This window comes from Pseudomonas sp. P42 (genome assembly GCF_017973755.1).
Taxonomy (GTDB): Bacteria; Pseudomonadota; Gammaproteobacteria; order Pseudomonadales; family Pseudomonadaceae; genus Aquipseudomonas; species Aquipseudomonas iridis.
In genome coordinates this window covers 141,563-164,784 of record NZ_JACOPU010000004.1, presented here as the reverse complement: position 1 = coordinate 164,784, position 23,222 = coordinate 141,563, and the positions used below count along the sequence as shown (strand labels likewise).

Below are 23,222 nucleotides of genomic sequence, written 5' to 3'. Positions count from 1 at the left end.
TCACACCCCCGCCAAATCAAGTGGGATGGCTTCGTAACGGTCGGTATCGCCAACGCGCTTGTAAAAGCGGATATAGCTGCGGCTGCCCGCGACCTGGATCGCATCGCCGATTGCCTCCATCGCCTTTTTCCAGCGCGGGTCATCAATGTCATGGCGGCGCAGCGACAGGATTCGAGCGGTACGCAGCTCCCCGTTGCGATCAGCCCGGAATGCGTCATTGATCAACACTTTGACGCCTGGGTGGGAGTTGGCCGTCCATTCATACGCGCACTCATCGAGCAGCGCCTTGGCTGACTGAAGGTGTTCGTTGAACTCGATCTGATCCTGATTGGCGCGCATCAGCTTGTAGCGCCCATCGAAGCTGATCAGGGTAAGATTGCCCTTCGTGCCACGCGACACAACGCCGTACTGCTCTTTGCTGATCTGCAGCAACGCGTCAATTTCACCGAAAACATGCGCTTTGAACTTCAGCAACATCGCGCTGATGGCCATGGCCTGGTCAACGGCTTCGATCACCACCTTGTCGCGCAGCAGATCCGTAGGCTTGATCGAAGCCTCGGGCACCATACGGCCGAGGGCGTCGACGCGGTAGCCCGGCGGTATTTGCAGAGCATCATTATTGGTCATTGGTTTTACCCTCAAGAAGTTGGCGCAGCTGTTGTGCAGCCACCCGGCAAGTTTCATCAGCGCCCAAGCCGCCGACCTGTACGACCACGCGCTCAACGCCGCCTGATTTGTCGCTCACGGTCACCAGCCAGTCACTGATCCGGTTGTAGCCAATCTCCAGCCACAGAAATGGCATCACGGCGTGCGCCTGGTCGAAGGCGTCCAGCAGCTCGGCCTGACGTACAACGCGTTCGCCGGTACGAATGTCCAGAGCGATCAATGCCCGGCGAAGATGCCGGCCGGCATCGTAAAATCGGCTTTCAGCTATGGCGGCGCTGGCCGCCGACAGATGCTCGGCCGGGGCGGATGGACGGTGCACATGCTCAAGCACCGTTGAAACATGCTTCATTGCGTCTGCCCAGGTCATGGTCGGCAATTCCGTCCATACAGCGTCTTGCAGCGCCTCAATCGAGGCGTTAAGGGACTGGCTCATTTGTCCTGCTCCTTGACCAAGGTGAACCAGACAACGCCGACGCCTCGAATCGATGCGGTGTTGCGAGCGAGCCGCCCCTCGGTGTTGCAACGCATGCTGCGGAGCTCGTGCCCAAAGCGCCGCGCCAGAAGTTCGAGGCTATCGGGATCAACGAAAATTTTGTTGTCCGCAAGCACCAGTGCCTTGATCACAATTCCGGCCTCGCGCATGTCACGGGTCAGATCATTGAAGGTGGCCAGCTTTTTCGGGAATTCCTCGGTGAGGATACTCAGCGGCTGAGCCGGGGCCGGATGTACCAGATGCAGAGCGGCCATTTCACACCCCCTTCACGACGTCAGCGGTGACGATTGGCGCGCCAAGTTGTACGGCCAAGTTCATCGCCGCGATCATGAGGTTGCCGATTGCCAACGGGTACAGCAGCGAAACAGTCTCGTCACGACCGCCGCGCCGGCTTGGCTGAGACAGTCGCGCAGCAATCGCCTGGATACCGCTGGCATCAATGACCTCGCCGAGCGATTTGCCCGCACGGTCAAAGCGAAACTTCAGAAACTCTTCCAGGCGGTTGCCTTCGATTGGCGTCAGGGTGACCCGCTCGCAACGCTGTACGACCTCACGCACATCAGCGTTGCGCTCGCTAAGTTTCACATCCAGTTCGGGCTGGCCAATCATGATGATGCTGACCAGTTTGGTGAAACCGACTTCCAGCTCAAGGATGCGTTTGAGGTGTTTGAGCGTCGGGATCGGCAGGCTGTGTGCCTCTTCGATCACCAGGCAGTGGCGGTAACCGGCCGCATGAGACTCTTTCAGAGCCTTGTGCAGTTGGGCGAAGCGTGCCTCAGGGCTGCTCTTGGGTTTGGCCAGCGGCGCGACAGCAGCCATCATCGACTCGGCAATGTGAGTGCTTTTCAAGGATTTGCCCTTGGTGTCGTTGTCCTCGGACGCCAGAACATAGGGCTCAATGATGATCACCGGATCACCACCCTCGGCGATGCGGTTCACCAGGTCGCGGCGTAGCGTGCTTTTACCTGCGCCGGATTCACCCACGACCGCGAGGAACCCACCGTGACGCGCCGTCTGATACATGATCTCGCGGACATAGCGAATGTCAGGGCTGACCCACATATCCTGAGCGCATTGCAGTTCATCAAAGGGATCGCGGAACAAGCTAAAGGCCTTGCGGGTATTTGGCTGTAAGGTCTGTTTTGGCAGTAACATAGGTTCGTCCTCCCCGGACGGCTCATTCATTTGGGCCGGATCTGCCGTGTTGGCGCACGGCAGATCCACTTCTTCAAAGGCGTTGGCGATATCGGCATCGTTGGCGCCGGATTCGGTCAGGAACATTCGGATACGTCCCTGCAGTTCGTCGCAGTCAAGACTGCGAGGCCACTGGCTGTGATTCAGCAACTGGGCGACGGTGGCACCGCTGAGACTCAGCGACTCGGCCAAGGCCGATTGAGGGCGACCCACGTCCTGTAGAATTTTCTTCAGCTTCAACATCACTCACCTCCAACCGCTGCCAACACTAGGCTGAACGGTTTGCGCATGACCTCGACAGGTCGTTTCAGCTCCGCTTCGATAGCGTCGAGCTGCTCTTGTGGTACTCCTTCCGGGTATTTCTGCTGCAGCCAGCCGAACGATTCGGCGGACCAGAGATTGGCCAAGCGAGGTTGCAGATGCTTCGCCGCTTCGACGTGCGTCAGCAGTGCATGCTCTACAGTCGGAGCGTTGACATTCAGCGACGTACCACGACGCGGCATGTAAGCCGGCAACACGGTGTCGCTGACGTGTTTGTGAGGATCAATCAAGCCACCGAAAGGCACAGCCTTGGCTTTGCGTGCCGCTTGGGCATCGGCTTCGCTGGTGGTGCCGGTAGCGATCTGTTCCAGAACTTTGCGCGAGGCTTGGGCCGGCGTCTCTGCGTGGCGCTTGTACTGTTCACCAATCGTTGCCGATGTTTCGGCAAAACCAAACTCGTCCATCTCGATCCGCTCAATGACGTGGTAGTTTTCGCGACCGTCTTCACCGACCAGCACTGCGATGGCAGCATCCTTGTCGCGCCAGCAGTTGCGGGTGATCAACAGTTTTTCACCGACCATTACACCCGGTACCGAGCTGACATCGAACTGAGCACCACGGAACGAAACGCGCAGTAGGTTGCTGACCTTGCGGTACTCTGGCGTACTGACCGCCAGTTCACGGCAGACCTCTATGCTCGGTGCCAGGCGTAGCTGTTCCTGCTTGATCAATTGCCATACGCCATACCGGGTGCGGCGGGTCCGCGTATGAATGGAGGTGGCGTTGAAGTAGCGCATCCACTGGCCGGCCCAGGTGTTGATCTGCTCCAGGCTATTCGCCGCCTGAAACTTCAGTGCGCTCTCAAACTCACGCTCAACGATGTTGTGCGCCTGTTCCACCTGGCCTTTAGCTCGTGCATTGCCAACCTGGTTGATGATCAAGTCGATGGACATGGCCCGGCACAGGTTGCGGAAGATGCCACTGGTCATGGCTGCACCAGGGTCAGTCATCAGCATCCAAGGCACGCCGTGAAACGGGTCTGACTCATGGCGTTTTTGCATCGCGTTGATCAGCACGTTGCACAGGTTTTCGGCCGACTCAGCACCCAACACGTATTCCAGGTACAAGGTGCCGCTGGTGTGGTCGGTGATGACGTAGCGCCACAGACGTTGGCGTTCGATCTTCTTCAGGTTGCCGGGCTTGCCGTCATAGAACTCGGCTTTGTTCATCGCCTGCGCTCCGTTGTCTGCAAGGTAGAACTGCGTCGAGATCGATGCGTCAACTTGCCAAACATGATTCGGGTGATTGCTGGCCAGCGATACCGCCGGGGCGTCGTGCAGCAACTGCTCAGGATGCAGCTTGTAGCTTTTCAGAGCTCGACTGATAGCACCGCAGGACAGCGGACGAAACAAGCCAGTGACTTCATCAACTCGACCCGCGAGGATCAGGCCGTTGCTGCGCAAGCGCTCAACAGCACGTTCGATGGTGGACAATTGCTTGTTGTTGGCGCGGATCGATTCCAGCAAAACCGCTGATATCAAACGGGCTTCTTCCAACGGCAAGGCGCTGTTGCCCGCATCACTGCGACGTTTACGCGGTTTGGCCACTCGGACCTCCTTCAGCTTTCGCTGAAGTGTTTGGATGGAAACACCCAGTTCAGCAGCGCCCGCCTGGTAAACGGCTGTACGCTGACCGTGCGGAGCGTTCTCCGCACGCAGGGCAATCTGCGCCAGTTGCTGGGTCTGTACTGGGTTCATGGGTTAAGCCTCGGCCGCTTTCAGCCAAGACGGAGCGCTGGCATCGTCCACATGCTCCGGCAAGTGGAACTCGCTACGGACCGTCGCGAGAGTGATTTCGAGCTGGCGAATCAAGCCGGCTTTAAAGGTGCGGTGGTCTTCCCCGCTCTCGGCTGCGTGCTCTTCCAGCTTGGTGAAGCCTTCGCGTAGTGAACCCAGGATGTTCGCTTCCGCCTCATAGGCGACCGCTGCAACTTCTTGGCGGAGTTCTTTTGCGACTTCATTGGCGGGCATGGACTGGAGACGTTTGCGTGTTTTTTCCAGTTCCTGCTTGGTCTTATCCAGCTCGGTAGTTTTCTTGGCCATGACTTCGGCCTGCGCTTCATAGTCGGCGTTGGTTTCGTCGAGGCGCTGGATCAGCTCTTCTTTTTCCTTGGCGTGCTTGGCGATGATCTCTTCGGCGAGATCAACGAATGCATCCTTGTCGCCGGTCTTGGCGACTTCGATCAGAGCTGTTTTCTGATCTTCCGGCAGACGGCGGTATTGGCGCATTTCGCGATAGCCGATGCCCATGCGGGACATCGAGTCGAGGGCTTCTTCGCCGAAGGCACGGAGATTGGCAATATCACGATCAACCTGGTCGACAGAGCGCCCTAGCAATGCGCAGAATTCCTCCCAAGAGCCGGTTATTATTTCCGCACCGTGCGGACTTTTACGCCCAGCTATAGCCCTGTAGAGCTTATTTTCTTTGACGAAAGCCAGCTTGGAAGTCCGCACCGTGCGGGAAAACTCCTCAAACGCTCCGGCCATTTGAGCTTGGCCCAACAGTTGGTTGACCATGTCACGCTCTTCGCTGTGCGAGGCTTGCATGGTTGCCATTGCGTTCTGGTTGGCAGTAAGCATTTCTCCGTTCAGAGCTGGCAAATCGACGGTCTCTGCGGGTTGGATTTTGGCGCGGGCCATAGTGTTCTCCTTAGTTGATCGATCCAGCGGCGATGCGCTGGTTGATTTCCTGCATGCGGTTGGTCAGGCGAGCCATATGCTCGGCATGGGCCTGGGCAATCTGCAGCACGCCCACGGAGTGAGCGAACCGGCCGTTATCCAGCTTCACCGCAAGGCCTTCCTCAATCAGGGTTTGCATGGCTCGGGTGATGTTGCTCGGACTGTCCTGAGTCAGATGGGCCAGTTCGGTGTTGCTAAGGCCTGTCACGGTGTGGCCCTTCAAGGCCTTGAGAACACGCAAGACCCGTGCAGCAGCTGATACGGTGCGGCTCATGGCTGTTCCTCCAGTTCAAGCTGAGGTTGCTGGGTTTGGCTAACGTTGCCTCGGTGCCACGCGAGCCCCTCCATTGCGGCCTGGATGGCAGCTAGGGTTTCGTCGGCTTCGCAGCTTTTCGAGTAGAACGCCAGCAGCCTTCCGGTTGCCGTGGTTAGAAGCTCCTGCAGAGCCTGCGTGTCCTGGGCTGTGCAGTGCCGGCCGGTGGGCACATCAATGGTCAGGCGACCGGCACTGGCGGCGATCCAACGGGTGACGTAGTCGCAACCACAAGCCCGCTCATAGGGACGGATCAGGTTGGCTGGCATGCGGCCTGTCTGAAGCCACTTGTAAACAGACCAATGATCCGCGACCCCCATCTCGTCGGCGATACGCTCGACGCCCTTGTTATGGGCGTCTTTGGCGAAGTCCTTGCACAGCTCCAGCGCATGACGCAATGAGGTCGGCTGCATGCTCTTCCAGCGACGGCGATTCATTGGAATGCCCTCAATAGAGCGCTTTCCAAACAAACAGCGCGTTTGCACATAGGCAAAAGGATTACTTCCGGTGCAATGTTTTCGGGTACATTCCCCAACATGGACATGAGAAATGACCGGTCGTATTGAGAAACTTGAAGCGCAGGTGAACGCATTGGCACAGGGCTGGTTACGCCTAGCGGCTGTTCTTGAAGTTCAAGGACTCGTTTCACCTGAGGGCATAGATCAGGCGTTGCTTTCGGTACGGTGGCCTGGGCAACCCATAGAGGCTGAAGCGACCAGGACGCTGGCATGGCTGACCGATCAGTTGGCCGAAGCGCGAAGCGCACGGCGTTCTGCGATGCCTTAAGCACCAGCCTGTCGGTACGGAATTGCTGTTCGGTAGCCATTACGCAGCCAACGCTGCGGTCGGCTTGAGGCCAAGCTTCACCGCAATATCATGAGCCTTGCCGTAGTGGGCTTTGGCTTGGCCATTGAGGACGCGGTACACCTCGTTGCGGGTGTAGCCGTTTTCGAGAGCCCATTGAGTGATGGTTTTGCCGACTCGGCGAAAGTTTTCTTTCACTTGGTCGGCGGTTAGGGCTTTGGCATGGGTGGCCATGGTGGTGGCTCCTGTGATGCAAAGATGGTTAGTGTTTGTGTGGCTGATTATGAGAACTATGGTTCTCATAATCAAGGGGTTTATGTGAACTTTTATTCTCTTTCTACTGAAAGGCTCAAAGCCGAACGGAAGCGTCTCGGCCTGAATCAGGCCGGCGCAGCAGAGCAATGCGGTGTGTCGAGAGAGATTTGGGGGCGTTACGAGCGAGGATTAGTCGTGCCCGGCGGCGAGGTCCTTTTTTCTTTCGCAAGCGCGGGAGCGGATGTCCAATACATCCTTACCGGTGTGCGCTCTTCTGTGGCCTCGGTTGAGGAGCAGCTGGTTCTAGAACGGTTTCGTTCCAGCCCTCAGAACCTTAAAGATGCTGTGCTTCGGGTATTACTGGGGGGGGCGTCAGGAGAAGATACAAAGCAAGAATTCAAAGAGGTTGGCCAATACATCCACGGATCGGTCAATCAATCGGGCGTCACGTTCAATGTTGGCGGTAGTAAAGGGAAGAAGTAACCATGAGTCAGGACTTCCATGGAGGTGTAGGCCAAGCGGCCGAGGGCGACATCAATAACTACGGCATCAGCATTAACCTCACAGACAAAGGCGAGTCTCGTGGGCTGGTGTCCGCTCAGCGAAAGGAGTTGCATGAAATGCGCGCTAAATGCGAGGAACTGGGCGATGACCCTCGCGATATTTGGCGCAATGTACATGCTCAGCTTGGAGTGACTACGATAAGCGAGATCACTGCTGAGCAATTCGTTGAAGCGCGAAACGTGATGAAAGCAAGGTTGGAGTTCCTGCAAGAGGAGGCTGACAAACGTCGCCTAGTAGGAAAGGTCTTGCGGGCCGTGGCTGAGAAAGATGCAAAAGCTGAGATGACTAATTTTTGTGAGTTGAGCTTTGGTCGCACTCAGCTCAAAAACTTGCAGAAAGCACAGCTTCAACGAACGTTAGAGTTTGTGCAAAACTTTCAACCGACGACGCAACAAGACGCTCCGCAAATAGTGCCTGGAGAAGTCTCGATCAGAGATTTTCTATTCATGCATAAACAGACAGCTGCCGTTTTATTTTGCTTTGGCGTGCTGGTCGGCGGGATTTGGTTTTGAACAGAGTTTCGAGTGAGTCGAAAGTCCAAAGGTGATTCGTACAGGGAGCGCGGTCGATGAAGAAAATTTTTATCCTATTGATAATGGTGACAGCCATAACTGCTAACGCAGAGCCTTTCAAGGGAGCGAGCCCAGAGTCGCTTGAACAAGCGACCAAGCAAATGCAAGCGCTTAGCAAAGCAATGACTGATGGCGCATCCATATTAAAGAGTGGTGATCTGACTTCCGTTAGCGCTCACAGCAAGGACATTTCAGTGCTAGTTGACGCAGGCAAGGATCAGTTTGGCAGCACTATTTTTGAACCCCTAGGCAGCTGCTTTGCGGCGGGAGTTTCCTCCCGCACTTGGTGGAATGCACAACTGGCTGCTGCTCAAAACGGCGGTGTTGAGAAAATCCCTGGTTCAATCAAAGGTGCGTTCGATGAGTACCAGGAAAGGAGGGATGACTGCCTCCACTCAGCTGATCCTGTCGCTTCAGCGAGCGCGGCTGCCGATCTCGACCCAGAATTAAAGAAAAAAATTGGCGGTGGCCGAGAGTGCCTCACAGTGTTCACTGTAGATACCGAAACGAAAGAAGTTATTGCGAAACCGAAGCCAGCACATTGCAAAAGCTGAGTCTGGCTAAGGTAGCGAACAAAGTTGTAGCGGCGATGGAAAATATTACTGTCAACCAACCGAAGGACGTGGAAATGGGTAACCAGTTATTCAATAGCAGCGTGGGGCAAGTCGCTGGTGGCGATATCAACAACTACGGCATCGGGGACCTGACCAACCACAGTCGTGAGGAAGTTGCTGAGCTGCTTACTCATCTGCGCGAACGCCTCGCCGACGCTCGTAGGAAGATTTTCTTCAACCCCTTCGTAGGTTGGATGGTCTTAGGTGCATTGATGTTCGTCATTGAGCTGATTTCGGGCATTGCTTTTAGCTCTTCTTATTTGCTCGCCGCAACCATATTTTTAGGGATTCTAGTCCCATACTTTTTTTTCATGCCAATCCAAAAAAAATATGGCCGACTGGTATATGCATATCGGCAAGCCATCGACCACGTTCAGATCTTTCAACACAGCCGGGGTTGGGATTAGTCGAACGGACACATTGAATTACCAGGCTATCGATCTCTTTAAACTCGATTAAAAGCCCTCCTGTACCGCGCCGCCCATCATGGCGGCGTGTGTATTTCTGGCGTCCGAAACTGACGGCGCCATTACAGGAGGCGTCCGATGCGACCCGAAACCCCTCGCGGCATCCGCAACTTCAACCCCGGCAACATTCGTCATGTCAAAGGCACCCGCTGGCAAGGCATGTCGGCGAATCAGAATGACACCGCATTTGTCCAGTTCATTGATCCCCGCTGGGGCATCCGGGCTATTGCCCGAACCCTTATCACGTACCAGGACAAGCACGGTCTGCGCACCGTCCGCCTGATCATTAGTCGTTGGGCGCCACCAAACGAGAACAACACAGAGAGCTATATCCGTCAGGTTGCCGCCCGCCTTGGTGTGTCACCTGAAGCTCGTATCGACGTGTACGACTATCGGACCATGCGTGCTCTGACAGAAGCGATCATTCGTCACGAAAACGGCGCCGGCCTTCTCCCCGAGGGCAACTGGTACGGCGAAGCAGTGATCAATGAGGGCTTGCACCTGGCAGGCGTTGTCCCGGACGCCTATCACGGGGAGCCAGCATGAAGCTGATCGACAACTGCCGATGCTGCTGGAAGCTTCACAGTGTCCAGCTGGCTATCGTTATCGTGCTGCTCGGTTTTGCCCAAGCCACCATCCTGCCTATGTGGCAAGCGCAACTTTCTGCATCGACCTACGCGTTGCTGAACAGCGTGCTGGCCTCCTTGTTGTTCGTCGCTCGTCTGATTAAGCAAGGCCCTCCAGAGCATCCAGAGCAACCTGATCAGGAGCTTCCGTCATGAGACTGAACCTCTTTGGTCGGGCCTTCGCTGCGCTGCTGGCGGGACTCGCGGGTGTTTGCCGTTGGCCTACTCCAAGCACCGCTGCCGGGACCTGGATCAGATCCGGCGTTATGCCGCCTTATCGCCACGGCAAAACCGGCATTGCTGCGGCCAAACGCCATGCGCGTAAGTCCCGTAACCGTATGAGGCAGCGCCATGGTGCTTGATCGATTGCCTACAGGGCTGCTTGTCGCTGGGCTTGCGTGCGTGATCAGCGCAGCAGCTACAGGCTCAATTGCCTATGGCTTCGGCTTTCGTTACGCCGAAGCCCTCGGCAACTCCAACTTGCAGACACTCAAGACCACACACGCCGAACAGGCCGGGACTGCCGAGAAGGAAAACCGTCTGCAACTGCTGCAACAGGTCGCCCGCGCCAACGAATCCGAGTCTCTGCTGTTTGCCGCATACGAGAGTTTTAAAGAAGAAAAACGCCAGCTCCAGGAGCGAATCCCGCATGTCACTACCCAATACATTCCGGCGCCTGGCGCTGTCGCTAAGCCTATCCCTCGTTGCGTGTTCACTGCTGGCTGGCTGCGCGACTTCAACACCGCCCTCGGTGTGTCCGCCCCAAGACCAGGCACCACTGCCGCCGCTGCTGAAAAAGCGGCCTGGCCCGCCACCGGCACTGACGCCGAACTATTGGAAAGCGGCGTCACTCCCGCCGACATTCTTGCCCATGCCCAGGACTACGGCCTGTGGGCCCGATCCAACCTCGTTCAGCTCAATGCCTTGCTTGATCTCCAGGAAAAGGACTGACCGCATATGGATGTAGCTGAACCCGCTACAGATGACGACATCAGCGACTCGGAGCTGCGAGTCCGTAACAGCGACCTTCGACGCGGCTCCGGTCGGTCGGTTTACCGCTGCGAGGAATGCGGAGACGCGATTCCTGAAGATCAACGTCAGGACAACCCTGGCATCGAACATTGCTTTGACTGCATCGACGGCTTGGAACACTTGGCCTCACGGGGATTTGAATGAACCTGAACGAACTCAACTTCGGCTTCCAAACCGTTCAGTGGCTGATGCTGACGGTACTCAGCATTTACACATGGATGACCAAACGGCAGGCCGCAAGCGCCCAGGAATTGCTGGAGCTGCGCACTCGCATCGTCGCCTTGGAGGAACACGTTCGGCACCTGCCTGACCAGACGGCCGTCACCGATCTGCTGGGTGACATGAAGGCGGTACGGGCCGAACTGTCGGGGGTCAAGGAAGCGCTTGGCCCTTTAGCCCGTTCGCTGGACCGGATCAATGATTACTTGCTGCGAGAAAAGACATGACCCAATTCGCCGACTTTCTGCGCCAGGATTACCGCCTGGTGATTCTGCGCCTGCTGGCTGAGACGACCGGCTACCGCGCCAACAGCTCGGTGCTGGCCATGGCCCTGGACAATTACGGCCACACCCTCAGCCGTGACCAGGTGAAAACCGAGTTGCACTGGTTGGCCGAGCAAGGCGCTTTGACTGTTGTCGATGTCGGTCCAGTGCTGGTGGCCACACTGACGGAACGCGGTCAGGACATCGCTGCAGGCCGCGCACGCGTTCCTGGCATCAAACGGCCGGGGGCTTAACTATGGCGGGCAAGTCATCCATCAATCGCCTTCCGCCGATGGTCAAGGCGTACATCCAGAAGCTACTGCGCGAGGACCGCATGACGCTGGATGACATGCTGGCCGATATCCAGTCGCGCTTTCCCAACGAGAAATCCCCCAGCCGCAGTGCGCTGGGTCGCTTCAAGCAAGGTTTCGATTTGCTTACCGAGAAGACCCGCCAACACCGCGCGCAGGCGGAAGCCTTCGTTGGTGCATTCGGTGAAGACGCATCCGACAAGACCGGCGCACTGCTGGTCGAGGCTATCTCGACACTGGCTTACCAGGCCGCGATGGGTGCCCATGAAAAGGATGATGTCACTACCAAGGAAGTGGCCGAACTGGCGCGGGCAGCAAAGAACACGATGCAGGCGCGCACCCTGAGCATGAAAGAGCGACAGGCTATCGAGAAAGCTGCGCGTGATCGCTTGCTTCAGGAACAAGACGCTGAGTTGGCCAAGACTGTACAGACTGGGGGGATCAGCGAAGAGCAGGCTCTGTTCTGGCGTCAGAAATTTCTGGGTGTCAAATGAGTGCCTCAGCGGTCAAGCCGTCATCGAGTACATTGCGCGTAGTCGAATGGGACGATTTGCCACCGAGCGTCAAGCAGATCCCCAGCGACTACAACCCAATTGCCGACGGCATCCTTATGGCTCACCAGGCCGACTGGCTGAGCATTCAGGCACAAATCAAACTGTGCGAAAAAGGTCGTCGGACGGGTATCACTTTCGCCGAGGCCTTGGACTCGGTGATCACTGCGGCGTCACGCAAGGCCTCTGGCGGCATGGACGTGTTCTATGTCGGTGACACCAAGGAAAAAGGCTTGGAGTTCATCGGCTACTGCGCCAAGTTCAGCCGGGTGATGGCCGAGGCTCAGGCCTCGGGTGTCAGTGAAATCGAAGAGTTCTTGTTTGAGGACCAGGACGAATCGGGTAACACCCGCCAGATCAATGCCTATCGCATTCGTTACGCCTCGGGCTTCAAGATCGTTGCGCTGTCCAGTAACCCGGCCAACCTGCGCGGCCTGCAAGGCAAGGTGATCATCGACGAAGCGGCTTTTCACCGAGACGTATCCGCCGTGCTCGATGCCGCAACCGCTCTGCTGATCTGGGGCGGTCGGATCGTCGTCATCAGCAGTCATAACGGTAAGAGCAACCCATTCAACCAGATGGTCAACGACATCCGTGAAGGTCGCTATGGCGACACGGCTGAGGTCTACAAGGCGACCTTTGATGATGCCGTTGCCAATGGGTTGTACGAGCGCAAGTGCATGATGACCGGGGAAGTCGCCACCGTTGAAGGCAAGGAAGCCTGGTACAAACAGATCCGCAACGCCTACGGCCCACGCAAAGCGCAGATGCATGAAGAGCTGGATGCAATCCCACGCGACGGCAACGGTGTGTGTATTCCTGGTGTATGGATCGAAGACGCCATGCGTGCCGGCCGCACCGTGTTGCGCCTGGCGCTGGATGATGATTTTACGCTGCAGTCCCTTGCTCGCCGTGAAGCGTATGTCGAAGACTGGATCGAGCGCTATCTCGCGCCGCTGGTGCAGGCACTGACGCCTGAGTTGCGGCACTACCTGGGCATGGACTATGCCCGCCACCGTGACTTCTCGATCATCTGCCCGATGTCCGTAGACCAGGCACGGCACCGTGATGTGCCGTTTGTGGTGGAGATGCACAAGGTGCCGTACCGCCAGCAGAAACAGATCCTGTTCTACATCCTGCGTCGACTGCCACGCTTTGCCAGCGCAGCCCTGGACGCCACCGGCAGCGGTGAAACCCTCGCCGAAGAAGCTGCCGATGAGTTCGGTCATGACCGCGTCCTGCAGGTGAAACTCAGCCGTGCCTGGTACGGCGCCTGGATGCCTAAGTTCATACAGCTCTTTGAAGACGGCACCATCACGCTGCCCAAGGATGATTCGCTGCAGCAGGACGTGCGCTCGATTGAAACCGTCGAGGGCATTCCGATGATCATGAAGGCCCGCTCGCAAGACCTCAAAGACCCCGAACTTTACCGTCACGGCGACTTCGCTGGTGCCGGCTCACTGGCCAACTTCGCAACACTGGAGAGTGCTGCAGGTCCGGTCTCAGTCAAATCCCGTCGCCCACGTCAGGGCACTCGCATCACCCAGGGGTACGCATGAACAAGAAAGGTGTGTGGGTCACTCCCACGGAATTCGTTAGCTTCGCCGAGCCGAAGCACAAGGGGCTGACGGAGCATATCGCCAGCCGTGCGCGCAGCTTCGATGCCCAGGCGCTGGGCATGTACCTACCCAACCCCGACCCGATCCTCAAGGCCCAGGGCAAGGACATCACTGTCTATCGGGATCTACGCAGTTCGGCTCTGGTCGGCGGCAATATTCGCCGCCGCAAGTCGTCGGTGCTCGCCCTGGAACGCGACCTAAAGCGCGCTAACGCTCCCGTTCGTGTAGAGCGCTTCGTACGTGACTGGCTGACCGACCTCGATCTCGACCGGATTATTCGCGAAATGCTGGACGCACCGCTGTTCGGGTTTCAGCCCATTGAACTGATGTGGCGTCCGGTTGGGTTGAATATTGTCCCCGAGGATCTGTTGGGCAAGCCCGCCGAGTGGTTTCTCTATGACCAGGAGAACAATCTGCGCTTCCGTGCCCGCGATGCTGGGTTGACTGGTGAGCTGTGCGATCCGCAACGCTTTGTCGTGGCCCGCCAAGATGCGACCTACAACAACCCGTATGGCTTCGCTGATCTGTCCATGTGTTTCTGGCCGGTGATCTTCATGAAGGGTGGACTGAAGTTCTGGGTCCAGTTCACTGAGAAGTACGGCTCCCCTTGGGTGATTGGCAAACACCCCCGTGGTGCCAGCACAGGCGAAACTGACCTATTGCTCGACAGCCTTGAGGCGATGGTCCAGGACGCTGTTGCCGCCATTCCGAATGACTCCAGCGTTGACATCATCGAGGCCGCTGGCAAGGCCGGCAGCGCCGAGGTGTACCGCGAGCTGCTGGTTTATTGCCGCAGTGAAATCAACGTTGGGCTGTTGGGGCAGAACCAAACCACCGAGTCCAACAGCAACCGGGCCAGCGCAACTGCAGGTCTTGAGGTGGTCAAAGACATCCGCGACGGTGACAAGGGCATTGTCGCCGCGACTATGAACGCGATCATTCGTCGGGTTGTCGATCTGAACTTTGGCGAAAACGTTGCCGCCCCGGTGTACGAACTGTGGGAACAAGAAGAGATCGACAAGACCCAGGCTGACCGAGATAAGTCACTTACGGACTCGGGCGTGAAGCTCACAGCCCAGTACTGGAAACGCACATACAACTTGCAAGACGGCGATCTGGACGAGACCCCGGCGCGGGTTGAATCGTCAGAGTTTGCCGAGTCGACCTTGAAGCCCATCCTCGACCAGGTGGCACTTGATCAGGCGATCAACGGCCTGCCCGCCGAGCTGCTGCAAGAGCTAAGTGAACAGGCCGTAGCGTCTTTGATCGAGACGCTGTTGCGCGCTCGATCCGATACTGAGGCACTCGGCCTGCTGGCCGAAGCCTATCCAACCATGGATGACCAGGCGCTGCAGGAGAACCTAACGCGCCTGCTATTCATGGCTAACGTCTGGGGCCGCTTGAATGCTAACGCGGATCGGGAGGACTGATGGCGACCTCCCTGAAGACTCCGACCCCGGCCGACCTCAAGGCCATCTTCGGCATGGAGCCGAAAAATGCAGTGGCCTACCTGAAGGCTAAAGGCTATGCGATCACCTGGAACTGGCAGGACATGCTCGACCAGGCGCATGACCAGTCATTCACGGTGGCTAAGGCCATGCGACTCGATCTGCTGTCGGACATTCGTGGGGCACTGGAAACCGCGCTGCAAGAAGGCCAGACGCTCAAGCAGTTCATCGCGGATATACAGCCAGTTCTGGAGGCTCAAGGCTGGTGGGGACAGCAGGTCATTGTCGACAGTCAAGGCGTCGGTGAGCTGGTCCAGTTGGGCAGTCCGCGCCGTCTCAAGACGATCTATCAGACAAACCTGCAGAGCGCCTACATGGCTGGTCGCAAGGCCGAAATGGAGCAAACCACCGAGACGCACCCGTACTGGATGTACGTGGCCATCCTGGACGGCAAGACCCGACCGAGTCATCGGGCGCTGCATGGGCAAGTGTTCCGCCATGACGATCCGATCTGGTCAGCGATTTTTCCACCCAATGGATTCAACTGCCGTTGCCGTGTTGTCGCCCTGACCGAAGCCGCCGTGAAACGCCGAGGCTTGAAGGTCGTGTCGAGCGAAGGCCGTCTGTTCACCGAGACCGTGGAAACCGGTATCGACAAACGTACCGGCGAGATCCGCACCGCACCCGTCACCGGCATCCGCACCACCGATGCAGCAGGCAAGGCCATCACGTTCCGCACCGATCCTGGGTTCAACCACGCACCAGGTACTGGCCTGGCTGAAATGCTGAAACGCAAACAGGCAGCTGCCTAGGAGGTTTTGAATGTTCACCGTAGAATTGGATCACCAGCGCGTACAGGCCACCCTGCGCAAAATTGAATGGGCCGTGGGTGAGCTTGCACCGTTGATGCGCGGCATCGCTGCCGAGCTGGCCAGCCAAACCGAGGAAAACTTCGGCGAGGAAGGTCGCCCCGAGTGGGATGACCTTTCGGACGTAACCACCGCGCGCCGTGAGAAAAGCGGTAACTGGCCAGGGCAGATGCTGCAAGTCAGTTCGGCAGGCCTGGCCGCCTCGATCACGACGCAAGCGACCGACAGCTCGGCGTTGGTCGGCAGCAACAAACCCTATGCCGCCATGATGCAGTTCGGTGGCACCAAGTCTGACTTCCCCCATCTGTGGGGCGATATTCCAGATCGCCCATTCTTGCCGATGGACGCCGAGGGTGAGCTGCAACCCGAGGCTGAAGAAGCTATCTTGGATCTGGCCATGAACCACCTCGAAAAAGCCGCACGCCTGTAAGGCCCTCTGACGCGCCTGAGCGCTCATGTCGCCCCGGTTCATCGAGCTGTATAGGTGAATGACGCTGTAAACGTTTTATAAAGCCCTGTTGCCTTACTCTCATCCCACTGCGCGGGTGCCAATCGCACCCCGGCCGCATCATTCCCTTCGCGACACTCTTTAAACTCGATTAAAAGGCGTGGGCCAATCATTGGCTCAGTCTGTGTGCATCACCTTCAACTGAAGCGCACAGACCATGAAGCCACTCCACATTTTTAAACCCGGCACGCACGTCACCATGAGTGGCGCCAGCATCTCTTTTGGCGAGTCTGATTTGGCCGCCACCGTACGTGCCTATGATCCAGCCTTGCACGAAGCTCCTTTGGTCATTGGTCATCCCAAGCACGACGCCCCAGCTGCTGGATGGGTCAAGTCACTTTCGGCAACCGCCGAAGGCCTGATCGCAGTACCGCATGAAGTCGATTTGGCTTTCGCGGAATCGGTGGCCCAAAAGAAATTCAAGAAGATCTCCGCCTCCTTCTATCACCCAGACGCCGCGAACAACCCGGTGCCTGGCGTGTACTACCTGCGCCATGTCGGCTTTCTCGGCGCTCAGCCACCGTCAGTGAAAGGCCTGCGCCCCATTGAACTGGCAGAAGACGAAGAAGGTGTCGTCGAGTTTGGCGACTTCGGTGACAGCATCACGGCCGGTGTCTTCCGCCGGTTGCGCGAGTGGCTCATTGGCCAGTTCGGCCAGGAAGCGGCCGATCAGGTTGTGCCTGGCTGGGACGTGGACAACCTGGCCGCCGAAGCTCTTCGCGAGGATGTCCGCCCCTCTTTTACCGAACACACCCCACCCAGCAAACCCATCACCGAGGAACACACCGTGAATCCAACGGAAAAGGCCGCCCTGGAGGCGGAAAACACACGCCTTAAAAACGCACTGGATACGCATCTGGCTCAGCAGCGAAAGGAGCAGGCCGATCAACGCCATGGCAAGAACTTGGCGTTCGCTGAAGGCCTGGTCAGTGCGGGCAAGTTGCTGCCCAAACACTCCGCCGCCCTGATCGCCGCCCTGGACTTCGCCGAAGCGGGTGACGCGCCACTGGAATTCGGCGAGGGCGATCAGCGCAAGCCGGTTGTTGAAGGCCTCAAGGCGCTCTTCGACGACTTCCCGCAACAGATCAACTTCGCCGAGCAGGCGAGCAAGGAACGCTCGGGTGACGTGCATGTGCCTGCCGATCTGGAGTTCGCCGAGAAGAACACCGATCCCGACCGCCTCAGCCTGCACAACCGTGCAGCAGCGTTGGCAGCCGAAAAGAACATTCCCTACGAGTCGGCAGTTCGCCAACTCATCAAGTAACCAGGAGTCATCATGGCTGATCGTTTGAAGGCATTGCGGGTCGTTGACCCGGTACTCACCAACCTGGCGCGAGGCTATCGCAACGCCCAGTACATCGGCGAAGGCTTGTTTCCTATCGCGCTGATGGACAAGGAAGCCGGGGTAGTTCCGCTGTTCGGCAAGGAAGCTTTCGAGGTCTACGACACCGAACGTGCTATCCGGGCCCAGTCCAACATCATGACCCCGGACGATGTAGACGGCATGGACGTGGTGCTGCGCGAGCATGACCTCGCTTATCCCGTGGACTACCGCGAGAAAAACGAATCGATGTTCGATGCTGAGTCGCGTGCATCCCGTCGCGTGGTCAACGCCATCGATCTGCGCCGCGAAGTCGCATGCGCCAAACTGGCGCAGAGTCCTGGCACCTTCCCGGCCGGCTCCAAGGTCACTCTGTCTGGCTCCAGCCAATGGAGCAATGGCGGTGGTGACCCTATCGCCGTGGTTGAACAAGGCAAGGAAGTCGTTCGCAGTCGAATCGGTATTCGTCCCAACACCATGACCATGGGTGCCTCGGTGTATCAATCACTGAAGTTCCACCCAAAGCTGCAGGAAGCCCTGGGCTCCACCGAGCGCAAGCTGATCACCGTCGAACACCTTAAAGCCCTGTTCGGTATCGAGAACGTCTTGATCGGTGAGTCCCTGGCCGGCTCGGTCAATACCTCCGATATCTGGAGCGACAACCTCACCCTGGCTTACGTGGCCAAACCTGCGGCCGGTGCCCAGACCGATTACGACGAACCGAGCTTCGGCTACACCCTTCGACGCAAGGGCATGCCCGAGATCGACACCTACGACGGTTCGGGCGGCAAGGTTCGCTTCGTTCGTAACACCGACATCTATAAGCCAGTGGTTGTGGGTTCGGATGCCGGTTACCTGATCACCGACATCAACGGCTGAGGTTCCCATGGCAGCTAAACAAACCAAGGACACCACCTCGGACAAGGTCGCTGATGCGGCTCGGGATGGCGTCAACGAAACCGCTGCAACTGCAGCTGCTGGTGTAGCGCTTCCGCAGGCAGGCCCGGTAACACCGGGCGGACAGGCCAGTGATCAGTCCTCACCTGCAGCGCCTGCGGTGCTCGCTCCAGATGACATTAAAGATTCGGGCGAGCTGAGTGGGCGACTCGATGAGTTTCGGGCACCGCTCGGAATCTCTGACTTGTCGGCCGCCTCTCTGGGTGGAGCCAAGGAAACTCCCGCACTGCCTGGCTACCTGGTCACCGATGTGTCGTCCGTGCTGCATGACGGCACCTGGTTTCGCCAGGGCGATGAAATTTTCTTAGCCGATAAGGAAGCGGCTCCGCTGTTGCGCCGCCGAATTATCGAACCGTCCCGGAGCGAACAATGAAAACTCAACAACCTGTACTCACTACCTCGGTCGTCGCGTTGGCTGATCTGCCACGCTACCGCTTCGCAGGGTTCAATGGTGCCTTGTGTACTGCCGGTGCCAAGGCCCTGGGCACGGTTCAAGCCGACACCGAAGCCGACAACGTGGCGCCGGTCACCGTCCTGGGCATCTGTCTAATCACTGCCGGAGGTGCAGTGGCGGCAGGAGTCGAGGTGGAGTCCGACGCCTCTGGCCAAGCGGTGACGCTCGCTACAGGCAAGCCGAACGGCATCACCCTGGATGCAGCAACTGCTGCAGGTGATGTCATCCGTATCGTCCGGGGAATCTGAGGCCAGCCATGCGCTACTGCACTCGCGCCGATATCGGCAAGGCTATCCCGGAGATGACCCTGGTTCAGCTCTCCAACGACGACCCCTCCGCCATGGAGCCCAATGAGGAAGTCATCGAGGATAGCGTCCGCCAGGCTGAAGAGCTGGTCGATGGTTACCTTCGTGGTCGCTACGACTTGCCGCTCGATCCGGTCCCAACCGTATTGCGCGATGCAGTGGTTTACCTGGCGCGGCACTGGTTGTATCAGCGCCGCCCCGAAGGGGCATTGCCAGATGCTGTGAAGGACAGCCGCAAGGACACCATCAAACTCTTGGAAAGCATCCGCGACGGCATTGTCACGCTGGGCATGCCTGGCGGTCAGGCCGCTCCAGAGCCTGGTGAGATCCGTGTACGTGCACGTCGTCAGCAGTTCGGCGGCGATCTCTGGGAGCGGTACAGATGATCCAGCCCAAGACCCAAACCGAGCAGTTGATGGAGGCCATGCGGGATCGCCTGCAGGAAGCCTTCGGCAAAAATCTGACAGTTGAGCTGTTTCCCGAAAACCCATCGGTCTACCGCTTAAACCACACGCGGGGCGCAATCCTGCTGGCCTATGGCAAATCAACCTTCGGTGGCTCTGAGGCCATGGACTCAATGTTCCAGGCCCGCAACATCGTCATCAGGCTGACCCTGGTATTTCGCCAGCTTAACGGTAAGGACGGGGTGATCAGCTACCTCGACCAGATCCGCTCCTGCCTCACGGGCTGGTTCGCACCGCATTGCGATCAGGCTTGCCGTCCGGTTGCTGAGCAGTTCATCGGCCATATGCAGGGGCTGTGGCAATACGGCCAGGACTTCGCCCTTCGTGCAACTCAACTGCAGGTTATGGGACCCGAATCTGGCCCGCTGCTTAAACAAGTTCGTTTCGAGGAAGAACAATGAAACTTACCCGCTACATCTACAACGGCCCGCAAAGCGCCGCCACTCTGCGGGTAGGCGACGCCCGCGAACTGCTGGACGTGCAGTTGCTGCCGGGGAAACCCGTCGAGCTGCCAGCTGATCACGAGTACACCTTGGTGTTGCTGGAGCTCAAGCACTTGGTGCTTGCACCGCCTGAAGCAAGGGCTGTTGGCAAAACTACAGCAGCGCCTCAGAAATCCGGACAGGAGTGATATTCAATGGCAGCTAACTATTTGCACGGTATTGAAACCACCGAGGTCGAACGCGGCCCTCGGGCTATTCGGGTGGTCAAGTCGGCGGTCATTGCCCTGGTAGGCACAGCGCCTATCGGACCGGTCAATGAACTGACCCAATCGTTAAACGAAACGGATGCCGCTCAGTTCGGCTCACACCTCACTGGATTCAGCATTCCTGAAGCCCTGGAAGGAATCTACGACTTCGGCGCCGGTACTGTGCTGGTGGTCAACGTGCTCGATCCGGCGATTCACCGCACCAACGTCGTGGGCCAGGAACAACAGTTCGGCGATAACGATCTGCTGCAGTTGGAACACGGCGCGCTGCAGCTGCTGACCGTCAAGTCGGCGGATGATGCCACCACCTACGTATCGGGAACCGACTACACGGCTGACATGCTCATTGGTCGGGTGAAACGTCTGGCGACCGGGAGCATTCCAGCCAATGCCCAGGTGAAGGCGGATTACACCTATGCAGACCCGAGCAAGGTCACTCCTGCCGATATCATCGGTAGCGTCACCCTCGCTGGCCGACGTACTGGCTTGAAGGCCTTCCAGGACAGCTACAACTTGTTGGGGTACTTTCCGAAAATCTTCATTGCCCCCGGTTTTAGCACCCTGAATTCGGTGAGTGCCGAGCTAATCATTTCTGCTGTTCAGCTCAGTGCGTTTACGTACATCGATGCGCCTATCGGAACGACTGTCCAGCAAGTGATTGCGGGACGCGGTCCAGCCGGTGCCATCAACTTCAACACCAGTAGCGACCGCGTGCGTCTTTGCTATCCGCATGTGAAGGTGTACGACGCGGCGACCGATGGTTCTCGCCTGCAGCCATTGTCGATCCGTGCAGCGGGTTTGCGAGCGAAGATCGACAACGACAAGGGCTACTGGTGGAGTTCGTCCAACCAGGAACTGGTTGGCGTGATTGGCCTGGAACGACCGTTGACGGCGCGAGTGGATGACCCAAACAGTGAGGTCAACCTGCTCAACGAAAACGGCATTACCACCGTGTTCAACTCATTCGGCACTGGCCTGCGTCTGTGGGGAAATCGTTCCGCTGCTTGGCCAACCGTGACCCACACGCGCAACTTTGAAAACGTGCGGCGCACCAAGGACGTGGTGGACGAATCGATTCGCTACAGCTCGCTGCAGTTCGTCGACCAGCCTGTTACTAGCTCGCTGATCGATAGCATCACCGAAAGCGTCAACCTGTTTATTCGCAAGTTGGTCGGTGACGAGGCGCTTCTCGGTGGCAACTGCTGGTATGACCCTGCCCGCAATCCACAGACCGAGCTGGAGCTCGGCCACGTTCTGCTCAGCTACAAACTGGGGGTTCCGGTGCCATTCGAGCGCGGCACCTTCGAAACTGAAATCACCGGGGAATACCTGGTTAACTTGGGGGCTCAGTAATGGCCGGTTTTAGCGCGCACCGCATTTCTAACGCCAACATCTACCTGGACGGCTCCAGCTTCTTCGGCAAGGCCGAAGAGATCGATCTGGGTTCGATCAAAACCGTGACGAGCGACTTCCAGGGACTGGGCATGGTTGGTCTGATCGAGCTCCCGGATGGCATCGATAAGCTGGAAGGCAAGATCACCTGGAACAGCCTGTACGCCGAAGCAGCGAAAAAACTGGTCACTCCCTTCAAGAGCATCCAGTTGCAATGCCGCTCCAACGTCCAGGTATTCAACAACGGTGGTCTGGTCGACGAGATCCCGCTGGTCACGATGATGACGATCACCGGCAAGGAGTATCAGCTGGGCAGTCATAAACCACGCGACCCGACCAAATATGAAACGCAGTTCTCAGCCACCTATGTGCGCCAGATCCTCAATGGTGACGAAGTGGTTTTGTTGGACTACCTGTCCAACATCTTCCGGGTCGGGGGCAATGATCAGTTGTCGAAGTACCGGCAAAACATCGGACAGGCTTGAGTCAGCCAGGTAGGCCGAGGTGATTGGTGGCGAATTTAACGCCGATGGACAGGGCTTGTCCGGCGAGGTCACCAATCAAACTTTTTGCTCCCGTCTTGGAGGCGTCAACCAATTGCTCACCAAGGCTTGATTCTGTGTTGAGGCTATCCGGCGTTGCCTTCAGCACCTCAAGACCTTTGGCGGTCAGTACGCATTGCGTGTAACCAGTAGCTTGAACCTTGTCCTTGAAACGCAAGTAGCCTGATTCGGCCAGCCATTCGATACAGGCAAAAAGGAACTCGCCGTCTTCGTTGGGAACGTCGAATCCCAGAAAATCGTCGTATGAATAACCATCAGGAGCGAGTTTTTTTAGCTCTAGGTAGCACGGTACCGGAAAACCCTCATACAGCACGCCGAGTACTTGGCCGGTGAGTTCATCGAATCGTTTGATATTGGAGGCTGTCATGTCCTTGACTCCTGAAAATGAAAAGGTAATCCCTCAAAATGTAACTGAGGTCTTGAGATACATCGATATGCAAGTGCGCCGAGACGTTGACCAAATGCGGGCGAAACAATACTGGGAACGAACTTTGGAAGGAACCCCAAGAGAGGTTTTGGTGGATGCTCTGACAATTGCGCTGGCATCCGGCCGTTATCAGATGACACCACGTTGCCAGTGCTGCCGCTGATGCATGACCAGGATTAACTCCAACGGACTGGAGTCGCACGGACGCAACCTGAAGCCCCGCCATCGTGCGGGGCTTCGTCT

The 23,222-nt window shown here is 57.6% G+C and carries 36 protein-coding genes; 26 read left to right on the top strand and 10 right to left on the bottom strand.

Annotation, left to right across the window (positions count from 1 at the left end; translation table 11 throughout):
* From H8B20_RS13880 to H8B20_RS13845, 8 genes are read right to left on the bottom strand one after another with little or no spacing between them, the layout of a single operon-like run.
* Positions 1-627: a DUF3164 family protein gene (locus H8B20_RS13880; protein ID WP_210623490.1), complete on the bottom strand. Its 627-nt coding sequence runs from the start codon at positions 625-627 to the stop codon at positions 1-3.
* The gene (locus H8B20_RS13875) at positions 617-1,099 is read right to left on the bottom strand and encodes a hypothetical protein (protein ID WP_210623488.1); all 483 of its coding nucleotides are present in this window, start codon (positions 1,097-1,099) and stop codon (positions 617-619) included. The genes H8B20_RS13880 and H8B20_RS13875 overlap by 11 nt, the downstream gene beginning before the upstream one ends.
* Positions 1,096-1,413, bottom strand: a complete 318-nt coding sequence (locus H8B20_RS13870) for a hypothetical protein (protein ID WP_210623486.1) — start codon at positions 1,411-1,413, stop codon at positions 1,096-1,098. Before H8B20_RS13870 ends, H8B20_RS13875 begins: the two co-directional genes overlap by 4 nt.
* Position 1,414: 1 nt before the next feature.
* Positions 1,415-2,596 carry an ExeA family protein gene (locus tag H8B20_RS13865; RefSeq protein WP_210623485.1) on the bottom strand — a complete coding sequence of 394 codons (1,182 nt, stop codon included), beginning with the start codon at positions 2,594-2,596 and terminating at the stop codon, positions 1,415-1,417.
* A complete protein-coding gene (locus H8B20_RS13860; protein WP_210623484.1) occupies positions 2,596-4,371 on the bottom strand; it encodes a DDE-type integrase/transposase/recombinase in 1,776 nt (591 codons plus the stop codon). The genes H8B20_RS13865 and H8B20_RS13860 overlap by 1 nt, the downstream gene beginning before the upstream one ends.
* Positions 4,372-4,374: 3 nt before the next feature.
* Complete coding sequence (locus tag H8B20_RS13855) at positions 4,375-5,313, bottom strand: hypothetical protein (RefSeq protein WP_210623483.1); 939 nt, start codon at positions 5,311-5,313, stop codon at positions 4,375-4,377.
* Positions 5,314-5,323: 10 nt separating this feature from the next.
* Complete coding sequence (locus H8B20_RS13850; RefSeq protein WP_210623481.1) at positions 5,324-5,626, bottom strand: helix-turn-helix domain-containing protein; 303 nt, start codon at positions 5,624-5,626, stop codon at positions 5,324-5,326.
* Complete coding sequence (locus tag H8B20_RS13845) at positions 5,623-6,102, bottom strand: hypothetical protein (protein ID WP_210623479.1); 480 nt, start codon at positions 6,100-6,102, stop codon at positions 5,623-5,625. The genes H8B20_RS13850 and H8B20_RS13845 overlap by 4 nt, the downstream gene beginning before the upstream one ends.
* A 112-nt stretch (positions 6,103-6,214) precedes the next feature.
* Here H8B20_RS13845 and H8B20_RS13840 point away from each other — a divergent pair, with 112 nt between their 5' ends.
* Positions 6,215-6,451 carry a hypothetical protein gene (locus tag H8B20_RS13840; RefSeq protein ID WP_210623477.1) on the top strand — a complete coding sequence of 79 codons (237 nt, stop codon included), beginning with the start codon at positions 6,215-6,217 and terminating at the stop codon, positions 6,449-6,451.
* Between the two features lie 39 nt (positions 6,452-6,490).
* On the opposite strand, the gene H8B20_RS13835 is transcribed toward H8B20_RS13840, so the two are convergent.
* Entirely contained in the window at positions 6,491-6,703 is a 213-nt protein-coding gene (locus H8B20_RS13835) for a DNA-binding protein (protein ID WP_210623475.1), read from the bottom strand.
* A gap of 39 nt (positions 6,704-6,742) precedes the next feature.
* Between H8B20_RS13835 and H8B20_RS13830 the strand changes: the two genes are divergently transcribed.
* The 24 genes from H8B20_RS13830 to H8B20_RS13715 all read left to right on the top strand — a co-directional run bounded on the left by H8B20_RS13830 (position 6,743) and on the right by H8B20_RS13715 (position 22,474).
* Positions 6,743-7,207 carry a helix-turn-helix domain-containing protein gene (locus tag H8B20_RS13830; RefSeq protein ID WP_210623473.1) on the top strand — a complete coding sequence of 155 codons (465 nt, stop codon included), beginning with the start codon at positions 6,743-6,745 and terminating at the stop codon, positions 7,205-7,207.
* 2 nt (positions 7,208-7,209) lie between these two features.
* Positions 7,210-7,800: a hypothetical protein gene (locus H8B20_RS13825; RefSeq protein ID WP_210623471.1), complete on the top strand. Its 591-nt coding sequence runs from the start codon at positions 7,210-7,212 to the stop codon at positions 7,798-7,800.
* 56 nt (positions 7,801-7,856) lie between these two features.
* Positions 7,857-8,414 carry a hypothetical protein gene (locus tag H8B20_RS13820; RefSeq protein WP_210623469.1) on the top strand — a complete coding sequence of 186 codons (558 nt, stop codon included), beginning with the start codon at positions 7,857-7,859 and terminating at the stop codon, positions 8,412-8,414.
* Positions 8,402-8,881: a hypothetical protein gene (locus tag H8B20_RS13815; protein WP_210623467.1), complete on the top strand. Its 480-nt coding sequence runs from the start codon at positions 8,402-8,404 to the stop codon at positions 8,879-8,881. The genes H8B20_RS13820 and H8B20_RS13815 overlap by 13 nt, the downstream gene beginning before the upstream one ends.
* Positions 8,882-9,019: 138 nt before the next feature.
* Positions 9,020-9,487 carry a structural protein gene (locus H8B20_RS13810; protein WP_210623466.1) on the top strand — a complete coding sequence of 156 codons (468 nt, stop codon included), beginning with the start codon at positions 9,020-9,022 and terminating at the stop codon, positions 9,485-9,487.
* Entirely contained in the window at positions 9,484-9,723 is a 240-nt protein-coding gene (locus H8B20_RS13805) for a DUF7940 domain-containing protein (protein ID WP_210623464.1), read from the top strand. Before H8B20_RS13810 ends, H8B20_RS13805 begins: the two co-directional genes overlap by 4 nt.
* A gap of 246 nt (positions 9,724-9,969) precedes the next feature.
* A complete protein-coding gene (locus H8B20_RS13800; protein WP_342345709.1) occupies positions 9,970-10,518 on the top strand; it encodes a lysis protein in 549 nt (182 codons plus the stop codon).
* Between the two features lie 6 nt (positions 10,519-10,524).
* Positions 10,525-10,743 (top strand): TraR/DksA C4-type zinc finger protein, encoded by a 219-nt coding sequence (locus H8B20_RS13795; protein WP_210623461.1) that lies wholly within the window; start codon positions 10,525-10,527, stop codon positions 10,741-10,743.
* Entirely contained in the window at positions 10,740-11,045 is a 306-nt protein-coding gene (locus H8B20_RS13790) for a DUF2730 family protein (protein ID WP_025132158.1), read from the top strand. The genes H8B20_RS13795 and H8B20_RS13790 overlap by 4 nt, the downstream gene beginning before the upstream one ends.
* Positions 11,042-11,335 (top strand): VpaChn25_0724 family phage protein, encoded by a 294-nt coding sequence (locus tag H8B20_RS13785; protein ID WP_210623459.1) that lies wholly within the window; start codon positions 11,042-11,044, stop codon positions 11,333-11,335. The genes H8B20_RS13790 and H8B20_RS13785 overlap by 4 nt, the downstream gene beginning before the upstream one ends.
* Positions 11,336-11,337: 2 nt before the next feature.
* Positions 11,338-11,886: a phage protein Gp27 family protein gene (locus tag H8B20_RS13780; protein ID WP_210623457.1), complete on the top strand. Its 549-nt coding sequence runs from the start codon at positions 11,338-11,340 to the stop codon at positions 11,884-11,886.
* Entirely contained in the window at positions 11,883-13,502 is a 1,620-nt protein-coding gene (locus tag H8B20_RS13775) for a hypothetical protein (protein ID WP_210623455.1), read from the top strand. Before H8B20_RS13780 ends, H8B20_RS13775 begins: the two co-directional genes overlap by 4 nt.
* Positions 13,499-14,992 (top strand): phage portal protein family protein, encoded by a 1,494-nt coding sequence (locus H8B20_RS13770; RefSeq protein WP_210623454.1) that lies wholly within the window; start codon positions 13,499-13,501, stop codon positions 14,990-14,992. The genes H8B20_RS13775 and H8B20_RS13770 overlap by 4 nt, the downstream gene beginning before the upstream one ends.
* Positions 14,992-15,822, top strand: a complete 831-nt coding sequence (locus H8B20_RS13765) for a phage head morphogenesis protein (protein ID WP_210623452.1) — start codon at positions 14,992-14,994, stop codon at positions 15,820-15,822. Before H8B20_RS13770 ends, H8B20_RS13765 begins: the two co-directional genes overlap by 1 nt.
* 10 nt (positions 15,823-15,832) lie before the next feature.
* Entirely contained in the window at positions 15,833-16,309 is a 477-nt protein-coding gene (locus H8B20_RS13760; protein ID WP_210623450.1) for a phage virion morphogenesis protein, read from the top strand.
* A gap of 235 nt (positions 16,310-16,544) precedes the next feature.
* The gene (locus tag H8B20_RS13755; protein WP_210623449.1) at positions 16,545-17,651 is read left to right on the top strand and encodes a peptidase; all 1,107 of its coding nucleotides are present in this window, start codon (positions 16,545-16,547) and stop codon (positions 17,649-17,651) included.
* A 12-nt stretch (positions 17,652-17,663) separates the two neighbouring features.
* Positions 17,664-18,587 carry a major capsid protein gene (locus tag H8B20_RS13750; protein WP_210623447.1) on the top strand — a complete coding sequence of 308 codons (924 nt, stop codon included), beginning with the start codon at positions 17,664-17,666 and terminating at the stop codon, positions 18,585-18,587.
* A 7-nt stretch (positions 18,588-18,594) separates the two neighbouring features.
* Positions 18,595-19,038 (top strand): hypothetical protein, encoded by a 444-nt coding sequence (locus H8B20_RS13745; RefSeq protein WP_210623445.1) that lies wholly within the window; start codon positions 18,595-18,597, stop codon positions 19,036-19,038.
* Entirely contained in the window at positions 19,035-19,367 is a 333-nt protein-coding gene (locus H8B20_RS13740) for a capsid cement protein (RefSeq protein ID WP_210623444.1), read from the top strand. The genes H8B20_RS13745 and H8B20_RS13740 overlap by 4 nt, the downstream gene beginning before the upstream one ends.
* 8 nt (positions 19,368-19,375) lie before the next feature.
* Positions 19,376-19,810 carry a gp436 family protein gene (locus H8B20_RS13735; RefSeq protein WP_210623442.1) on the top strand — a complete coding sequence of 145 codons (435 nt, stop codon included), beginning with the start codon at positions 19,376-19,378 and terminating at the stop codon, positions 19,808-19,810.
* Entirely contained in the window at positions 19,807-20,289 is a 483-nt protein-coding gene (locus H8B20_RS13730; protein ID WP_210623440.1) for a Gp37 family protein, read from the top strand. Before H8B20_RS13735 ends, H8B20_RS13730 begins: the two co-directional genes overlap by 4 nt.
* Positions 20,286-20,519 carry a hypothetical protein gene (locus H8B20_RS13725; protein WP_210623439.1) on the top strand — a complete coding sequence of 78 codons (234 nt, stop codon included), beginning with the start codon at positions 20,286-20,288 and terminating at the stop codon, positions 20,517-20,519. Before H8B20_RS13730 ends, H8B20_RS13725 begins: the two co-directional genes overlap by 4 nt.
* 6 nt (positions 20,520-20,525) lie before the next feature.
* Positions 20,526-21,950, top strand: coding sequence for a phage tail sheath subtilisin-like domain-containing protein (locus H8B20_RS13720; RefSeq protein WP_210623437.1), 1,425 nt, complete (start codon positions 20,526-20,528; stop codon positions 21,948-21,950).
* Positions 21,950-22,474 carry a phage major tail tube protein gene (locus tag H8B20_RS13715; protein WP_210623436.1) on the top strand — a complete coding sequence of 175 codons (525 nt, stop codon included), beginning with the start codon at positions 21,950-21,952 and terminating at the stop codon, positions 22,472-22,474. The genes H8B20_RS13720 and H8B20_RS13715 overlap by 1 nt, the downstream gene beginning before the upstream one ends.
* Position 22,475: 1 nt before the next feature.
* Here the strand turns inward: H8B20_RS13715 and H8B20_RS13710 are convergent, their stop codons facing one another.
* Entirely contained in the window at positions 22,476-22,919 is a 444-nt protein-coding gene (locus tag H8B20_RS13710) for a hypothetical protein (RefSeq protein ID WP_210623434.1), read from the bottom strand.
* Here H8B20_RS13710 and H8B20_RS13705 point away from each other — a divergent pair.
* Entirely contained in the window at positions 22,918-23,142 is a 225-nt protein-coding gene (locus H8B20_RS13705) for a hypothetical protein (protein WP_210623432.1), read from the top strand. The two genes, H8B20_RS13710 and H8B20_RS13705, sit on opposite strands and share 2 nt — an antisense overlap.
* Positions 23,143-23,222 lie beyond the last annotated feature (80 nt).

Excerpts from the sequence above, each read along its gene's own strand:
- H8B20_RS13835 (WP_210623475.1), bottom strand. The coding sequence starts at position 6,703 with ATGGCCACCCATGCCAAAGCCCTAACCGCCGACCAAGTGAAAGAAAAC.
- H8B20_RS13765 (WP_210623452.1), top strand. The coding sequence starts at position 14,992 with ATGGCGACCTCCCTGAAGACTCCGACCCCGGCCGACCTCAAGGCCATC.
- H8B20_RS13825 (WP_210623471.1), top strand. The coding sequence starts at position 7,210 with ATGAGTCAGGACTTCCATGGAGGTGTAGGCCAAGCGGCCGAGGGCGAC.
- H8B20_RS13730 (WP_210623440.1), top strand. The coding sequence starts at position 19,807 with ATGATCCAGCCCAAGACCCAAACCGAGCAGTTGATGGAGGCCATGCGG.
- H8B20_RS13845 (WP_210623479.1), bottom strand. The coding sequence starts at position 6,102 with ATGAATCGCCGTCGCTGGAAGAGCATGCAGCCGACCTCATTGCGTCAT.
- H8B20_RS13810 (WP_210623466.1), top strand. The coding sequence starts at position 9,020 with ATGCGACCCGAAACCCCTCGCGGCATCCGCAACTTCAACCCCGGCAAC.
- H8B20_RS13725 (WP_210623439.1), top strand. The coding sequence starts at position 20,286 with ATGAAACTTACCCGCTACATCTACAACGGCCCGCAAAGCGCCGCCACT.
- H8B20_RS13745 (WP_210623445.1), top strand. The coding sequence starts at position 18,595 with ATGGCAGCTAAACAAACCAAGGACACCACCTCGGACAAGGTCGCTGAT.
- H8B20_RS13855 (WP_210623483.1), bottom strand. The coding sequence starts at position 5,313 with ATGGCCCGCGCCAAAATCCAACCCGCAGAGACCGTCGATTTGCCAGCT.
- H8B20_RS13880 (WP_210623490.1), bottom strand. The coding sequence starts at position 627 with ATGACCAATAATGATGCTCTGCAAATACCGCCGGGCTACCGCGTCGAC.
- H8B20_RS13795 (WP_210623461.1), top strand. The coding sequence starts at position 10,525 with ATGGATGTAGCTGAACCCGCTACAGATGACGACATCAGCGACTCGGAG.
- H8B20_RS13740 (WP_210623444.1), top strand. The coding sequence starts at position 19,035 with ATGAAAACTCAACAACCTGTACTCACTACCTCGGTCGTCGCGTTGGCT.
- H8B20_RS13870 (WP_210623486.1), bottom strand. The coding sequence starts at position 1,413 with ATGGCCGCTCTGCATCTGGTACATCCGGCCCCGGCTCAGCCGCTGAGT.
- H8B20_RS13785 (WP_210623459.1), top strand. The coding sequence starts at position 11,042 with ATGACCCAATTCGCCGACTTTCTGCGCCAGGATTACCGCCTGGTGATT.
- H8B20_RS13735 (WP_210623442.1), top strand. The coding sequence starts at position 19,376 with ATGCGCTACTGCACTCGCGCCGATATCGGCAAGGCTATCCCGGAGATG.
- H8B20_RS13865 (WP_210623485.1), bottom strand. The coding sequence starts at position 2,596 with ATGTTGAAGCTGAAGAAAATTCTACAGGACGTGGGTCGCCCTCAATCG.
- H8B20_RS13780 (WP_210623457.1), top strand. The coding sequence starts at position 11,338 with ATGGCGGGCAAGTCATCCATCAATCGCCTTCCGCCGATGGTCAAGGCG.
- H8B20_RS13790 (WP_025132158.1), top strand. The coding sequence starts at position 10,740 with ATGAACCTGAACGAACTCAACTTCGGCTTCCAAACCGTTCAGTGGCTG.
- H8B20_RS13755 (WP_210623449.1), top strand. The coding sequence starts at position 16,545 with ATGAAGCCACTCCACATTTTTAAACCCGGCACGCACGTCACCATGAGT.
- H8B20_RS13860 (WP_210623484.1), bottom strand. The coding sequence starts at position 4,371 with ATGAACCCAGTACAGACCCAGCAACTGGCGCAGATTGCCCTGCGTGCG.
- H8B20_RS13805 (WP_210623464.1), top strand. The coding sequence starts at position 9,484 with ATGAAGCTGATCGACAACTGCCGATGCTGCTGGAAGCTTCACAGTGTC.
- H8B20_RS13715 (WP_210623436.1), top strand. The coding sequence starts at position 21,950 with ATGGCCGGTTTTAGCGCGCACCGCATTTCTAACGCCAACATCTACCTG.
- H8B20_RS13705 (WP_210623432.1), top strand. The coding sequence starts at position 22,918 with ATGTCCTTGACTCCTGAAAATGAAAAGGTAATCCCTCAAAATGTAACT.
- H8B20_RS13775 (WP_210623455.1), top strand. The coding sequence starts at position 11,883 with ATGAGTGCCTCAGCGGTCAAGCCGTCATCGAGTACATTGCGCGTAGTC.
- H8B20_RS13720 (WP_210623437.1), top strand. The coding sequence starts at position 20,526 with ATGGCAGCTAACTATTTGCACGGTATTGAAACCACCGAGGTCGAACGC.
- H8B20_RS13850 (WP_210623481.1), bottom strand. The coding sequence starts at position 5,626 with ATGAGCCGCACCGTATCAGCTGCTGCACGGGTCTTGCGTGTTCTCAAG.
- H8B20_RS13875 (WP_210623488.1), bottom strand. The coding sequence starts at position 1,099 with ATGAGCCAGTCCCTTAACGCCTCGATTGAGGCGCTGCAAGACGCTGTA.
- H8B20_RS13770 (WP_210623454.1), top strand. The coding sequence starts at position 13,499 with ATGAACAAGAAAGGTGTGTGGGTCACTCCCACGGAATTCGTTAGCTTC.
- H8B20_RS13710 (WP_210623434.1), bottom strand. The coding sequence starts at position 22,919 with ATGACAGCCTCCAATATCAAACGATTCGATGAACTCACCGGCCAAGTA.
- H8B20_RS13760 (WP_210623450.1), top strand. The coding sequence starts at position 15,833 with ATGTTCACCGTAGAATTGGATCACCAGCGCGTACAGGCCACCCTGCGC.
- H8B20_RS13750 (WP_210623447.1), top strand. The coding sequence starts at position 17,664 with ATGGCTGATCGTTTGAAGGCATTGCGGGTCGTTGACCCGGTACTCACC.
- H8B20_RS13840 (WP_210623477.1), top strand. The coding sequence starts at position 6,215 with ATGACCGGTCGTATTGAGAAACTTGAAGCGCAGGTGAACGCATTGGCA.
- H8B20_RS13820 (WP_210623469.1), top strand. The coding sequence starts at position 7,857 with ATGAAGAAAATTTTTATCCTATTGATAATGGTGACAGCCATAACTGCT.